Here is a 13435-nt window from a genome sequence, read left to right as displayed (position 1 = left end):
CCTAAAAAATAAGACCTAAAACCAACTTTTTTACTATATAAAAAGTTTTTATAAAATGCTAAGATAATTTTGCATTAAATTTTATGGGAGGTTTTATGAGATCGATTTTGAAAAGAGGCCTTAGAACTAGCTTAACAGCAGTATTAGCTTTCGTTGTGGCTTTTGCTACTTTTGCAAGTTCTATGAGTTTCACTGCATCGGCATCTACAACTACATCTTGGAATTTCAAGAATAGCAGTTTTAAGAGTCTAGGAACTATTTCATCTACTACAACAGTAGATGGTTTAACACTTATTGCAACAAGCTCAAAGACTATGAGTGTTAAGACAGACACACAGACTGTCAATGGAACAGAGTACACATATTGTCTAGCAACAGGAGGTAGTGGTTCAACTTCTTACCGTTCTGTTAAGGTTCCAGTATCAGGTAGCGACACAATTAAGGTTACTTTAATGAGCTCAGGTTCAGAAAGTAGATCTTTAGTTGTTGCAGATGCTTCAGGCAATCAGCTTACAACACTTACAGCATCTACAACAGCTAGCACACAAAGCTATAGCTATTCAGGTTCATCAGGATATGTTTACCTTTACTCTTCTAATAGCGGAATTAACATCTATAAGATTCAGGTAGATTCTAATTCTTCATCTTCATCATCATCAAGCTCATACGAGATTTCTGATGGTTGGTATTACATTAAAAATGTAAATAGCCAGAAGTACTTAGATGTAACTGGAGATAGCGATTCAGATTTCGCTAACGTAGATCAGGAAACAGGTCTTGGTGACAAGAGCCAGAGATGGTATGTAACAAATAAGGGTAATAACGTTATTACTCTTACAAATGGTATGTCAGGTGGCAGAATGCTTGACGTTTACTATGGTGGAACAACAGATGGAACTAACATTGATATTTGTAGTTCTAATGGTTCTACAGCACAGCAGTTTAATGTAGTAACAACAGGCACAGATGGTGTTTACTGCTTAACAACTGTAGTAAGCGGCGGTTCACAGGCTCTTGACGTATACGATTGGTCAACAGCTTCAGGTGGAAATATTAATACTTGGACATATAACGGACTTGCTTGCCAGCAGTTCGTATTTGAGGCAATTGATTCATCAAGCTCAAGTAGTTCATCAAGCAGTTCATCATCAAGTTCATCTAGCACAACAGATACTTCTGATGGTACTGTAGTTACATCTTACTCAAGCCTTGTATCTGCTATTGATAAGGCAGAAGCAGCTGGCGGTGGTAAGGTATATGTAAAGGGAACAACTATTTCTTGTTCAGGACAAATCGCCCTTTCAACATCAAATGCAAATGTACAGATTATTGGTGTTCAAAATAGTGATGGTTCATATCCAATCCTTGATTTCTCTTCTTTCCTTAGCAGCTATATTGGTAAGTCTACATCAGATAGCGCTGTAGGTATTAGAATTACAGGATCTTACTATACAATTAAGAACTTAATCGTTCAAAAGGCACCAGATAATGGTATTCAGATTAAGGGTTCTTCAGCAGGAAACAATACAGTTTCTAACGTAGTAACAAGATACAATAACGATGCGGGTCTACAGATTACAAGTGGCGCTTACTCTAACACAATTGAGTATGTATCAAGCTACCGTAACTGTGACGTTTATACACTTGGTGGTAATGCAGATGGATTTGCACCAAAGCTTGGAGCAGGTTCAGGAAATACATTCTATTGCTGCTACGCATGGGATAACTCAGATGATGGTTGGGATTCATATGATAAGTCAGGAGATGTAACTCCAGATCTTACATATACTCAGTGTGCTTGCTGGAACAATGGTAATCCAGATGTATTTACAGGTAAGTACGACTTTGACAATGGCGATGAACTTGATACTAACCTTTTATTAGTACAGTTAATTATGGCTAAGGATTCATCATTTGCAACAAACTATGCCAATGGAACATTTTCATTACCAACATCAAGCTTTATTGTTACTAACGCAGGAACTATTTCAATTTCATCTTGGACAGGTTCAAACTATGATGGTAACCCTAACGGCTTTAAGATGGGATCAGCTTACTCAACAAGCTCAGCAACAAGAGTATTTTCACATTGCTTAACATTTGACCATGATAAGAAGGGCTTTGATAATAACAATAGTGCAGTAACAGGTTCTTTCTCTTACTGTGTAGCCTTTGATAATGGTTACAACTATTACATTCAGCCACTTACAATTAAGACATGGTCTAAAGTTTATGCATTCTCAGGTGCATCAAGCAATAAGTTACCAAGTGGATATTCAGTTACAACACCAAGTTCATCATCACAGTCATCAATTAGAAGTACAGTAACTTCAACAAAGAATTCAATTATTTCTACTTGTGAAAATGATGGCATCCCAGGTGCAATTTACTTTGATATCTACAACTAAGAGGCTTAATCTTTTAAAGACTAACTTATGGACTTATAAGGGACAAAAAGATAAATTAGAAAATTACTAGGAGAAAACTACCGAAATGTGGTAAAAATATAAAACAAATTAGAAAAAATTTAATGCATTAAGAGCCGCTAAAAATAGCGGCTCTTTTTAGTATTGTATTTAATTGATGCATTTTAAAAATCTATCTAATAATAGATGTTATCTCTTAGGACGCTAGCTAGATTTGCAAGTTCCTTTTCAAAGTAAACTCCATCTCTTGTATCAGCATCAGCTGGTGTATCATTAATAGCCTCGGCTATAAAGTCCTGGGCAATCTCCACAGCCTTAAAAGTCATAAGGCCGTTTAGCTTAAGTGCTGTAATAATAGAGGCGAAGATATCTCCTGTACCAGAAAAGCTCTTATCAATCATAGGAGTCTTACTTAAGTTAATCTCACCCTCTGATAAAACGAGATTATAAACGTAATAAGAATCCCCTTCACGGACACTAATACCAGTAATAATAACCTCCTGATTTGTAATGGCGTTCTTACTTAATATTGTGGCTGCAGAACTTGCAAGCTCAATTAGTGAGTCACGGTCTTTATCACATTTTAAAATGTCCTCTACAGGAATGTCAGCAAGAAGGCAAGCCTCCGTTAGGTTTGGAGTGATGATATTGGCCTGTCTTGTAAGTTCCTTGTGGATCTCAAGAAGGTCATTAGTAAACATCTTATAGGTTTCACCATTGTCGCCTAGTACTGGGTCGATTAGTAAAAATGTATCCTCTTTTCTAAATTCCTCAATGAAACGCTTAACTAGAATAGCCTGCTTGTAATCTGTGATGTAGCCAGAGTAAATGCCATCAAAGCTTGCGTTATTTAATTTCCAGTTTTTAATGTATTCCTCAATCATGTCTGTAAGGTCTGTGTAGGAATAGTCTTCAAAGCCTGTCTGAGATGTGAAAACCGCAGTGGCTAGGGGAACACACTGAACTGATAAAACCGATATTATAGGTAGGGCTACGGATAAAGAACATTTTCCAAAGCCAGATAAATCGTTAATTACAGCTACTTTCTTCATATAATTACCTCCAAAGTTTAGGCTTTCTTTCCACCAAACTTGTTAACCACGTAAATACCGATGGATACAAGGATTAGGGCAAGAAGGCAATTAAGGTTTAGCTTATCGTATTCCTTTAAGAAGATGGCAGATAGTAGGGCACCAAAGATTGGGTTTGTAAAGCCGTAGATTGTTACCTTAGATACAGGGTTATATTTTAATAAAATGCCCCAAACTGAGTAGGCAACAGCACTAATCATAGCCATATAAATTAAAAGAATCACAGCGCCAACAGAATTTACTGAAATACTAGCGCCAAGGATTAAGCTAACAATTATCATAACAAGGCCACCAAGTAGGAACTGATAGCCACTAAGTACTACAGGATTTTCCTTAAGGGAGAATTCCTTTACAAGTACTGATGAAATAGCATAAGAGACAGCAGCAATAAGGATGAAGCCTTCGCCGTTTAGGGCAAAGCTTGAACCAAAGTCGCCATCTGATAAGGAAACGATTACAACACCTGCAATTCCAAGTAAACAGCCAACTATCTTAGAAAGAGTAAGTTTTTCCTGCTTTCTAACAAGGCAGGCAATAAGTATGGCAAAAAATGTTGTCATACTATTAATGATTGATGACTTAACTCCTGATGCATGGGCAAGGCCAGCATAAAAGAAGAAGTACTGAATGATAGTCTGGAAAAGACTTAGGGTTGAAATCATTTTAAAGGAACCCTTCTTTGGAATGAGAAAATGTCCCTCAATTAAGCTTCCAATAGCAATTGTTAAAATGCCTGCAAGGAAGAAGCGAATGCCTGCAAAAAGAATCTGGGAAGCAGTATCAGTAGAGTTGATATTAAATAGCTTGTAGCCGATTTTAATGCAAGGAAAAGCGCTACCCCATAGAAAACAACAGAGTAGCGCTAGAATAAACACAAGCCAAGGCTTTGTAAAGACTGATGAATCCTTACTCATTAGTTGTCGTAATCTCCATCAAATTCTTCATGCTCATCTTCGTCATGACCGAGGAACTCTCTACTAGTTACTCGCTTCTTATCACGCATAATTTCTACGCTCTGTGATAGTTCTTCTTTTACCTGCATAACGTGTCTGATATTCTTAATTTCAAAATCGCCAAGAGTTTTATCTGATGTACAAAGCTTTATTGTACCAAGACCAAAGAGTCTCTGACCAAATGATCTTGTAACTGAAATGTCAAGAATTCTATAAAGACGACATTCATCCTGGTTCTTGTTAAAGAAGCCTGATTCAACAAAAAGTCTCTGGTCGTCTCCACTATATACTGTAAAAGTCCAAGGTAATCCACACCATAATCTTTTACGTTCTTTCCACATAAAAATTTCCTCCGTTTTGTTTAATTTGCCAGCTTAATTAAGGCTAGGCAAGGGGCATAAATATAAGCCTTTCTTTAGCCAATGCCCTTCATGAATTAGTTTACCATTAATCTTAATTTCCTTCAATCTTTTATAGATAAAAAGGTTGACAAGTCAACTATTTAAGAATATTATCTTTATTGTAAAAATGTTTATAGGAGTTTAATTTTATGAAGGAAGAGGTAAATTTTAATAATAATCCACTTGCTGTGGAGCCAGTAAGCAAGCTTATTAGAAGCTTTGCAATTCCAAGCATTGTGTCTATGCTTGTAGGTTCCCTATATAACATAGTGGATCAGTTCTTTATTGGACAGAAGGTGGGAGAGTTAGGTAACGCCGCAACTAATATAGCTTTCCCTCTATCAACTTCTTGTCTAGCTATCGCCCTTTTATTTGGTATTGGAGGGGCATCTACTTTTAACATTCACATGGGTAAACGAAGAGAAGATTTGGCAGAGTACTTTATGGGAAATGCTGCAATAACAGCAGTTGTCTGTGGTATTGTACTCTCTATCATAGCCGAGATTTTTCTTGTGCCTATGCTTACATTTTTTGGAGCATCTAGCTCAATCCTTCCACTATCTTGTGAGTATACAAGAATTACAGCAATAGGTTTTCCAATGCTAATTCTTACGACCACAGGTGGACACTTAATTAGAGCTGATGGCAGACCTAAGATTAGTATGCTTTGTAACTTAGTGGGCGCCATTGTTAATACTATACTTGATGCTCTTTTTGTATTTGTACTGGGATTCGGCATGGCAGGTGCAGCAATTGCCACAGTAATTGGCCAGTGCGTATCTTGCCTATTTGTAATTTATTATTTAGCCAACACTAAGTCGGTTAATTTAGGGCTTAAGCATTTCCGTATGCAGACAAGATACATTTTCCCAACCATATCTCTTGGGGTGGCGCCTTTTATAAATCAGCTTGCCATGATGCTTGTACAGATTGTTTTAAATAACTCTCTAAAGTATTACGGGGCAATTTCAATTTATGGGGCAGAGACAGCTATTGCAGTAGTTGGTATTGCCACAAAGGTAAATCAGGTTTATCTATCCTTTGTCATTGGTATGTCTCAGGGAATGCAGCCTATTGCTAGCTTTAATTACGGCGCTAGAAAATATGACAGAGTTATTGAGGTCTACAAAAAGACTATTAGAGTAAGCTTTATTATATCTTGCATTGCATGGGTTTTATTCTTCTTCTTCCCAAAAGAAATTATTTCTATCTTTGGCAAGGGAACAAGCGAGACTTACTACCTCTTTGCAGTTAGATATTTTAAAATCTATCTATTCTTTACAATGCTTAATTTCCTACAGCTTACAAGCTCGAATTTCTTTACAGCTATTGGAAAGGCAAAGATTGGTGGCTTCTTATCCCTTACAAGACAGATTATTTTCCTATTGCCACTACTTTTAATCCTTCCATTATTCTTTAAGATTGATGGTATTATGTTTGCAGGACCAGTGGCAGATTTAGTAGCAGCCATAGTTTCAGGGGTCTTTGCCTTTAGGGAGATTAAGAGACTAACTAGAATGCAGAATTAGAGGAGATTTATTATTATGGATGATAATGTAAGAATACTTCGACTTATTGCTTTTATAGCAAGAAAGCAGCAGATTAAGATTTCGAAAATGATGACAAAGTATAATCTTACTGCTGGAGAATTTCCTATATATATGGCCATATGTAATAACAAGGGTTTTACTCAAGAGCAGATATCTGAATACGTATACGTTGATAAAGGCTTTACTGCTAGAGTCCTAAAAAGCTTAGAAGATAAGGGCTATATCTATAGAGAAAAGGATGAGAAGGACAAGCGAATTAATCACGTATATCCTACAAAACTAGCACTTTCTTTTCACAAGGAAGTTTCAGAACTTCTATCTGATAATAATAAAAGTGCCACAAAGGACTTTAGTTTAGAGGAAAAACTACAATTTAAGGAGTATCTAACAAAGCTGGATGAGGCTCTGGATGAGATCTAGAATTGCTTGCTATTGGATATTGATAAGCAAAAGAAATTAATTAGTAAAGGCAACTATTTAGTAATACTAAGTAGTTGCCTTTTTATTTTGTAAAAAATAGACATTTTAAGTTTTTGTAAAAAATAGACATCTAGATATATTTTCTTATGGCCTCTAAATAAGCCTCTCCATATATAGAGGATACCAGCCCTTTCTTTCTTAAAGTACCGATGCTCATGTACTCATCTGATATAAGGGGTTTTGAAATAATATTACCGCCGTTTAGCTCTTTACTAATAATACCAGAGCAGACAGTGTAGCCATTAAGGCCTACAGCTAGGTTAAAGAGGGTGGCTCTATCACGAACCATGATGTTTTTCTTCCTATCTATAGAGCTAAGTAATTCTTCTGAATAGTAGAAGGAATTATATTCGCCCTGTTCGTAGGATAGATATGGGTAGTCCTCTAAATCCTTGAGGCTTAGCTTGTCCTTCTTTGCTAGGGGGTGACTATTAGCAATAAAGACATGAGGAGTGGTCTTAATTAGTTCTTCAAAGATTAGGTCGTTTTTCTTAAAGAGCTTTGTTAGGACGTCGCTATTTTCCTTTGATAAGTAGATTATGCCGATTTCACTTTTTAGATTTGCTACATCAGAGATGATCTCGTTTGTCTGTGTTTCTCTTAAAATGAAGTCGTACTGATTGCTATCATATTCTTTAATTACGTCAACGAAAGCATTTACAGCAAAAGAGTAGTGCTGGCAGGATACGCAAAATCTTGGCTTTCTATTACTAATGGCGGTGTAGCGCTCAGTAAGTAGATTGGCCTGTTCTAGCACCTGTCTTGCATAGCCTAAAAATTCCTCTCCTTCTTTTGTAACTGTGATACCCTTATTCTTCCTATTAAATATGGTAATGCCCATTTCCTTTTCAAGCTCAAGTATTGCGTGAGTAAGGCTTGGCTGTGAGAGGAAGAGCTTGTTGGCGGCTTCTGTAATGTTGCCTAGCTTGGCAGCAGTAACGATGTATTCTAATTGTTTAAGTGTCATGATGCACCTCCGGTTTAAACTAAAAATAATTGCCATAGAAAAAATTTATCACAAAGCTAGATTTATTGTATTTTATTTAGAACGCATTTTCAATTAAAATTTATACAAATACAGATTTTGGAGGTATTTATGGCTAAGAAAAGATTAAAGTTTGATTATGTTGGAAGTTTTTTAAGACCGGAGAAGTTAAAGGAAGCAAGAGCTGCCTTTGAAGAAGGAAAGATTAGTGCTGCTGATTTAAAAAGGGTGGAAGATGAGTGTATAGAGGAACTTATTACTAAGCAGAAGGAGCTTGGATATGGCGTAATTACTGATGGTGAGTTTAGAAGAGCTACTTGGCATCTTGATTTTATGTGGGGCTTTGAAGGGGTTTCTCATTCAAAGACTAAGACAGGCCTTCCTTTCCACGACGAGGCTGCCATGATTGATGATACATATTTAGTGGGCAAGTTTAGAGCGCCAAAGGAGCATCCTTTTGTGGAGCACTTTAAGTTTGTAAAAAAGTTTGAGGATGAGAATACATTTGCAAAACAGACAATTCCAGCCCCAGCTCAAGTTTTTGCTCAGTTTTGGATGCCAGTGCTTAGAGAACCTAGCCTTCAGTTTTATAAGGATGAAAATGAATTGGCGAAGGATTTAACTTCTGCCTACACTGAAGTTTGCAAGCAGTTATACGATGCTGGTTGTAGACACCTTCAGCTAGATGACTGTACTTGGGGCATGCTTGCAGATGACAAGGGACATCTAGCTTATGGCGTTTCAAAGGAAGATTCAGTTAAGGTTCAGAAATTCCATAAGAACTTAAACAATGCAGTAATTGACGCACTTCCAAAGGATATGGATATTACAACTCACATTTGCCGTGGTAATTTCCATTCAACTTATGCTAATTCCGGCCCATATGATGCGGTAGCAGAAGTTTTATTTGCCGGTGAAAATGTAAATAGCTATTATCTTGAATTTGATGATGCTAGAAGTGGCGGTTTTGAGCCTTTAAAATATGTTAGTGAGGACAAAAATGTAGTTCTTGGTCTTGTTACTACAAAGAGAGCAAGCCTAGAAAGAAAGGAAGCTTTAATTGAAAGAATTAAGGCGGCTACAAAGTACATTCCACTTGAGAGATTATCAATTAGCCCACAGTGCGGTTTTGCCTCTTGTGAGATTGGCAATAAGCTTACATTTGAAGATCAGTGGAAGAAACTCAAACTTGTATCAGAAGTTGCAAAAGAAGTTTGGGGATAATTTACAGTTATTTAATCTTGTGTTATTATCATAGTTATTAAGACAACTAGGAGCATTCACGAGATGAAGAATATATATAATGATTCTAAGACAATTAAACATTTGACCTCAACCCAGGTCATTTTGATTGGATTTTTAATTGCAATTTTAGTAGGTGCTTTGATCCTTATGTTGCCTATCGCCACAGTTGAAGGCGAGACGACAACATTTGGAACAGCCCTATTTACTTCTACTACATCAATCTGTGTTACAGGACTTGTGGTAGTAGATACATTTTCTCACTGGACCTTATTTGGCCAGATTGTAATCCTTATACTTATCCAGATTGGTGGATTTGGTGTTATTACCCTTTATTCCATCCTTATGCTGGCTCTAGGTAAGCGATTTTCATTAAGAACAAGAACCTTGATTCAAGATTACTACAATCTTGATTCCATTAAGGGACTTATTAAGTTTCTAAAGAAGGTAGTAAAGGGTAGTTTATTAGTTGAATTTATTGGTGCCCTTGGCTATATGATTCGTTTTATTCCTGATTTTGGACTATTTAAGGGAATTTGGGCTTCTATATTTAATGCAGTTTCCGCCTTTTGTAATGCGGGTATGGACGTGCTTGGACCAAGTTCTTTAATTCCTTATAGAAGTGATGTTTTAGTAAATTTCATAACTATCACCCTTATTATTCTTGGTGGTATTGGTTATGTGGTTTGGTTTGACGTCATTAATACAGTAAGAGACTGTCATAGACACAGATGGTCCTTGAGCCGTATTTGGAAAAAATTTAATGAGCACACTAAGTTAGTAATTATCCTTACCGCTTGCTTAATTGTACTAGGTAGTGTAACTGTGCTTATCTTTGAATGGGACAATCCAGATACTATTGGTAATTTCAGTGTCTTTGATAAGGTTATGGCTAGTATTTTCCAGTCCGTTACCTTTAGAACAGCAGGCTTTGCAACAATTCCTCAGGAGAGCTTAAAGGCTACAACCTGTATGGTAGGTTGCGTGCTTATGTTTATTGGTGGTTCACCTGTAGGTACAGCTGGTGGCGTAAAGACTATGACAATTTTTGTGGTTATTTTAAATGCATTCTCGTTTATTGGAGATAAGAATGATAATGTAGTATTTGGCAAGAGAGTTTCTTATAAGTTAATTAATAAGGCCACTGCCATTATTACATTTAGTTTAACACTTACAATGGCGCTTATAATTTTCTTGATACATTTTGAAGGCTTATCAGCTCTAGATGCAAGCTATGAAATATTTAGTGCCACTGGAACTGTAGGTTTATCAAGAGCGGTAACACCACATTTGCATGCGATTGGAAAATCTATTGTAATTATTGCTATGTATGCGGGTAGAATAGGTATCCTATCTATGGCGCTATTCTTTGCCACATCGCATTCAGATCAAAACGAAATCAAATACTCAAAGGGATGTTTTATTGTTGGATAAATGAAAGGAGCTTATATGAAGTATAATTCTTATGTTGTTTTTGGACTTGGTAAATTTGGCCAGGCTATTGTAGATAAATTAATTGATTCTGGCGCAGACGTTATGGTTGTTGATAATGATGAGGAGGTTATTGAAAATTACTCATCAAAGGCTACAGTTGCCATAACTACTGACTTAACAGATGCAGATAATATTAAGGCACTTGGTATTAGTAATGTTGACTGTGCTGTAGTTGCCATGGGTACAAGCCTTGAGGCAAGTATTATGTGTGTAATGGTGGCTAAGGAAAGTGGCGTTAAGAAGGTTGTGGCTAAGGCCGGAACTAAGAGAATGGGCGTGGTTCTTGAAAGAATCGGCGCTGATGAAATCGTATATCCAGAAGAGGAATCAGGTTTTAGAACAGCTAGACGTTTAATCTCTAGTGATTTTCTTGAATTCTATGAATTAGATGATGACTTATTTATCGTAGAGATGAAGCCTAAGCGTCCTTGGATTGGCAAGAGCTTAAAGCAACTTGATTTAAGAAAAAAATATAACATGAACGTCATTTCTCTTAACAAGGGTAAGATGAAGGGTAGCGTAGATCCAGACGAAATCATTCAGGAAGATAGTACACTTCTTGTTATGGTTAACAAAAAGTATCTTGATAAGATTTAACCAGCTTAAATCCTAGGGAAATTGGGAAACTATTAAATTTGAAAATTTAGATAGTTAAGACTATAATAGGACACATCTTAAAAAGATAAGGAGAAGGATTTATGGAATCTACATTAAGACGTACATGGGCTAACATAAATTTAGATGCTATTGCCTACAACTACAAAACTATTAAAGAACATATTGGAGAAGATGTTAAGTTTTTAGGAGTTGTTAAGGCGGATGCCTATGGTCATGGTAGTATAAGAGTTGGAAAACTTTTACAGGATTTAGGTGCTAACTATTTAGCAGTTAGTAGTATAGATGAGGCTCTAGAACTTAGAGTTAATGATGTAACTATGCCTATTTTAATTCTTGGTCATACACCAAAGGAACAGGTAGATAGACTTATTAAGTACAATATTACTCAGGCAGTTACATGTAAAGCTAAGGCCGTTGAGTACAGCGCAGAGGCAGTCAAGTGTGGTGGTAATTTAAAGGTTCACATTAAGGTGGATACAGGTATGTCTAGACTTGGTTATCTTTGCGACAACGAAAGCTTTGGTACAGGTGTAGAAGGCATAGTAGAAGCCTGTAATATGCCAGGCCTTGAGGCGGAAGGTATATTTACACACTTCGCAGTAGCCGATGAATTTGGTGAGAAGAATGATGAATATACTAAGCACCAGTTCAAGCTCTTTACTGATGTAATCACAGCAGTTGAGGAAAAGCTTGGTAGAAAATTTGCTATTAGACACTGCGCTAACACAGGAGCCACAGTAAGATTTAAGGAAACATATCTTGATATGGTAAGACCTGGTTTACTTCTTTACGGATATGGCGAATTTGCTAGAGAATGGGGCCTTAAGCCAGCAATGACTCTTAAGACTACAGTTAGTACAATTAAGATTTATCCAGCAGGAACTGCTATTAGCTATGGTGGAATCTATGTTACAGATAAGAAGACAAGAATTGGTGTTCTTCCTTATGGTTACGCTGATGGTTTCTTTAGAAGCCTTTCTAATAAGTGTAGCCTTATGACTAAAGAGGGATTAGCTCCACAGCGCGGTAAGATTTGCATGGATATGTGCATGATTGATATTACTGACAAGCCTTTAGTAGATGTAGGTTCAGAGGTTGAGATTTTTGGTGAAAATAATTCTCTTGATGAACTTGCAGCACTTGCCGGAACAATTCCATACGAATTAACTTGCGCAGTAAGCAAGCGAGTTCCAAGACAGTACATTAGAAATGGTGAAGTAGTAGAAAAAGAATTACTTCTTAGAATGTAATTTTAAGACATACTTATTTTTAAATGTAAAAAAAGGACATTTCGATAAAATTTTTTCAAAAAACAAGATTGGAAGAAATAAAGATATATACTGATGTATATTGTTTCTTCAATTTATTGACAGTCAAATACAATTAGACTAAACTAACTTTAGTAAGGCAAGTGTACCTTGTTTTATTAAAGTTAGTTTTTTTACATTTGACTAAAATGAAAAATTTAATAAGGAGTGACTTTATGGGAGAAGAACATTTTTTAGAGATTAATAATCTTTTTAAATCTTACGGGGAAGGAGACTCAAAGCAAGAGGTACTAAAGGGTCTTTCCTTTAAGGTAAGAAAGGGAGAATTTTGCGTTTTACTTGGACCTTCAGGTTCAGGAAAATCTACACTTCTAAACATTATTGGAGGTATCGATACAGCTGATTCAGGCTACATTTCAATTAACAGCGACAAACTAGAGGACATGAATGAGAAGTCACTTACTTTATATAGACGTAAGCATTTAGGCTATGTTTTCCAGCTTTACAACTTAATTCCTAACTTGAATGTTAAGGAAAATATTGAAGTGGGAGCTTATCTTTCAGATAGCCCTCTTGATATTGATGATTTAATTAAGACTCTTGGCCTTTGGGAGCATAGATATAAGCTACCAAATCAGCTATCTGGTGGACAACAGCAAAGAACATCAATTGGTAGAGCTATTGTGAAAAATCCAGACATTCTACTTTGCGACGAACCTACAGGTGCTCTTGATTTTAATACATCAAAAGAGATTTTAAAGCTCATTGAAGACGTTAATAAAAAGTATGGCAACACAATTGTAATGGTAACTCATAATGCAGCGATTTCAGCTATGGCAGATCATACAATTAAGCTACTTGATGGCAATATTAGAGAAAATATTACTAACAAGGAAAAAATCTCAGCTGACAAGCTTGAGTGGTAGG

Annotated in this window: 12 protein-coding genes; 8 read left to right on the top strand and 4 right to left on the bottom strand. The window is 36.4% G+C overall.

Features of this window, described 5'->3' with window-relative positions; all coding sequences use genetic code 11:
- Positions 1-95 precede the first annotated feature (95 nt).
- Positions 96-2408 carry an RICIN domain-containing protein gene (locus BLQ66_RS11770; RefSeq protein ID WP_207645138.1) on the top strand — a complete coding sequence of 771 codons (2313 nt, stop codon included), beginning with the start codon at positions 96-98 and terminating at the stop codon, positions 2406-2408.
- A 194-nt stretch (positions 2409-2602) separates the two neighbouring features.
- Here the strand turns inward: BLQ66_RS11770 and BLQ66_RS06275 are convergent, their stop codons facing one another.
- From BLQ66_RS06275 to BLQ66_RS06265, 3 genes are read right to left on the bottom strand one after another with little or no spacing between them, the layout of a single operon-like run.
- Positions 2603-3478, bottom strand: coding sequence for a pyridoxamine kinase (locus BLQ66_RS06275; protein ID WP_074521441.1), 876 nt, complete (start codon positions 3476-3478; stop codon positions 2603-2605).
- Between the two features lie 17 nt (positions 3479-3495).
- Complete coding sequence (locus BLQ66_RS06270; RefSeq protein ID WP_074521440.1) at positions 3496-4431, bottom strand: DMT family transporter; 936 nt, start codon at positions 4429-4431, stop codon at positions 3496-3498.
- Complete coding sequence (locus BLQ66_RS06265; RefSeq protein ID WP_074521439.1) at positions 4431-4811, bottom strand: PH domain-containing protein; 381 nt, start codon at positions 4809-4811, stop codon at positions 4431-4433. The genes BLQ66_RS06270 and BLQ66_RS06265 overlap by 1 nt, the downstream gene beginning before the upstream one ends.
- Before the next feature lie 209 nt (positions 4812-5020).
- Between BLQ66_RS06265 and BLQ66_RS06260 the strand changes: the two genes are divergently transcribed.
- Positions 5021-6400 carry an MATE family efflux transporter gene (locus BLQ66_RS06260; protein ID WP_074521438.1) on the top strand — a complete coding sequence of 460 codons (1380 nt, stop codon included), beginning with the start codon at positions 5021-5023 and terminating at the stop codon, positions 6398-6400.
- A 15-nt stretch (positions 6401-6415) separates the two neighbouring features.
- The gene (locus tag BLQ66_RS06255; RefSeq protein ID WP_074521437.1) at positions 6416-6841 is read left to right on the top strand and encodes a MarR family winged helix-turn-helix transcriptional regulator; all 426 of its coding nucleotides are present in this window, start codon (positions 6416-6418) and stop codon (positions 6839-6841) included.
- Between the two features lie 130 nt (positions 6842-6971).
- Here the strand turns inward: BLQ66_RS06255 and BLQ66_RS06250 are convergent, their stop codons facing one another.
- On the bottom strand, positions 6972-7868 hold the full coding sequence (locus tag BLQ66_RS06250; protein WP_074521436.1) for a LysR family transcriptional regulator: 897 nt from the start codon (positions 7866-7868) through the stop codon (positions 6972-6974).
- 129 nt (positions 7869-7997) lie between these two features.
- Here BLQ66_RS06250 and BLQ66_RS06245 point away from each other — a divergent pair, with 129 nt between their 5' ends.
- The 5 genes from BLQ66_RS06245 (at position 7998) to BLQ66_RS06225 (ending at position 13434) form a co-directional block, all read left to right on the top strand.
- The gene (locus BLQ66_RS06245) at positions 7998-9110 is read left to right on the top strand and encodes a 5-methyltetrahydropteroyltriglutamate--homocysteine S-methyltransferase (protein ID WP_074521435.1); all 1113 of its coding nucleotides are present in this window, start codon (positions 7998-8000) and stop codon (positions 9108-9110) included.
- A 63-nt stretch (positions 9111-9173) separates the two neighbouring features.
- Positions 9174-10562 carry a TrkH family potassium uptake protein gene (locus BLQ66_RS06240; protein ID WP_074521434.1) on the top strand — a complete coding sequence of 463 codons (1389 nt, stop codon included), beginning with the start codon at positions 9174-9176 and terminating at the stop codon, positions 10560-10562.
- Between the two features lie 15 nt (positions 10563-10577).
- Entirely contained in the window at positions 10578-11219 is a 642-nt protein-coding gene (locus BLQ66_RS06235; protein ID WP_074521433.1) for a potassium channel family protein, read from the top strand.
- A gap of 101 nt (positions 11220-11320) precedes the next feature.
- Positions 11321-12490, top strand: a complete 1170-nt coding sequence (gene alr, locus BLQ66_RS06230) for an alanine racemase (RefSeq protein WP_074521432.1) — start codon at positions 11321-11323, stop codon at positions 12488-12490.
- Between the two features lie 233 nt (positions 12491-12723).
- Positions 12724-13434: an ABC transporter ATP-binding protein gene (locus tag BLQ66_RS06225; protein ID WP_074521431.1), complete on the top strand. Its 711-nt coding sequence runs from the start codon at positions 12724-12726 to the stop codon at positions 13432-13434.
- Position 13435: the final 1 nt, after the last annotated feature.

The organism is Lachnospira pectinoschiza, assembly GCF_900103815.1.
In the GTDB taxonomy this organism is placed as follows: domain Bacteria; phylum Bacillota; class Clostridia; order Lachnospirales; family Lachnospiraceae; genus Lachnospira; species Lachnospira pectinoschiza_B.
The sequence above is the reverse complement of the archived record's forward strand: the minus strand, read 5'-3'. Positions and strand labels throughout refer to the sequence as shown.

Excerpts from the sequence above, each read along its gene's own strand:
- BLQ66_RS11770 (WP_207645138.1), top strand. The coding sequence starts at position 96 with ATGAGATCGATTTTGAAAAGAGGCCTTAGAACTAGCTTAACAGCAGTA.
- BLQ66_RS06275 (WP_074521441.1), bottom strand. The coding sequence starts at position 3,478 with ATGAAGAAAGTAGCTGTAATTAACGATTTATCTGGCTTTGGAAAATGT.
- BLQ66_RS06270 (WP_074521440.1), bottom strand. The coding sequence starts at position 4,431 with ATGAGTAAGGATTCATCAGTCTTTACAAAGCCTTGGCTTGTGTTTATT.
- BLQ66_RS06265 (WP_074521439.1), bottom strand. The coding sequence starts at position 4,811 with ATGTGGAAAGAACGTAAAAGATTATGGTGTGGATTACCTTGGACTTTT.
- BLQ66_RS06260 (WP_074521438.1), top strand. The coding sequence starts at position 5,021 with ATGAAGGAAGAGGTAAATTTTAATAATAATCCACTTGCTGTGGAGCCA.
- BLQ66_RS06255 (WP_074521437.1), top strand. The coding sequence starts at position 6,416 with ATGGATGATAATGTAAGAATACTTCGACTTATTGCTTTTATAGCAAGA.
- BLQ66_RS06250 (WP_074521436.1), bottom strand. The coding sequence starts at position 7,868 with ATGACACTTAAACAATTAGAATACATCGTTACTGCTGCCAAGCTAGGC.
- BLQ66_RS06245 (WP_074521435.1), top strand. The coding sequence starts at position 7,998 with ATGGCTAAGAAAAGATTAAAGTTTGATTATGTTGGAAGTTTTTTAAGA.
- BLQ66_RS06240 (WP_074521434.1), top strand. The coding sequence starts at position 9,174 with ATGAAGAATATATATAATGATTCTAAGACAATTAAACATTTGACCTCA.
- BLQ66_RS06235 (WP_074521433.1), top strand. The coding sequence starts at position 10,578 with ATGAAGTATAATTCTTATGTTGTTTTTGGACTTGGTAAATTTGGCCAG.
- alr (WP_074521432.1), top strand. The coding sequence starts at position 11,321 with ATGGAATCTACATTAAGACGTACATGGGCTAACATAAATTTAGATGCT.
- BLQ66_RS06225 (WP_074521431.1), top strand. The coding sequence starts at position 12,724 with ATGGGAGAAGAACATTTTTTAGAGATTAATAATCTTTTTAAATCTTAC.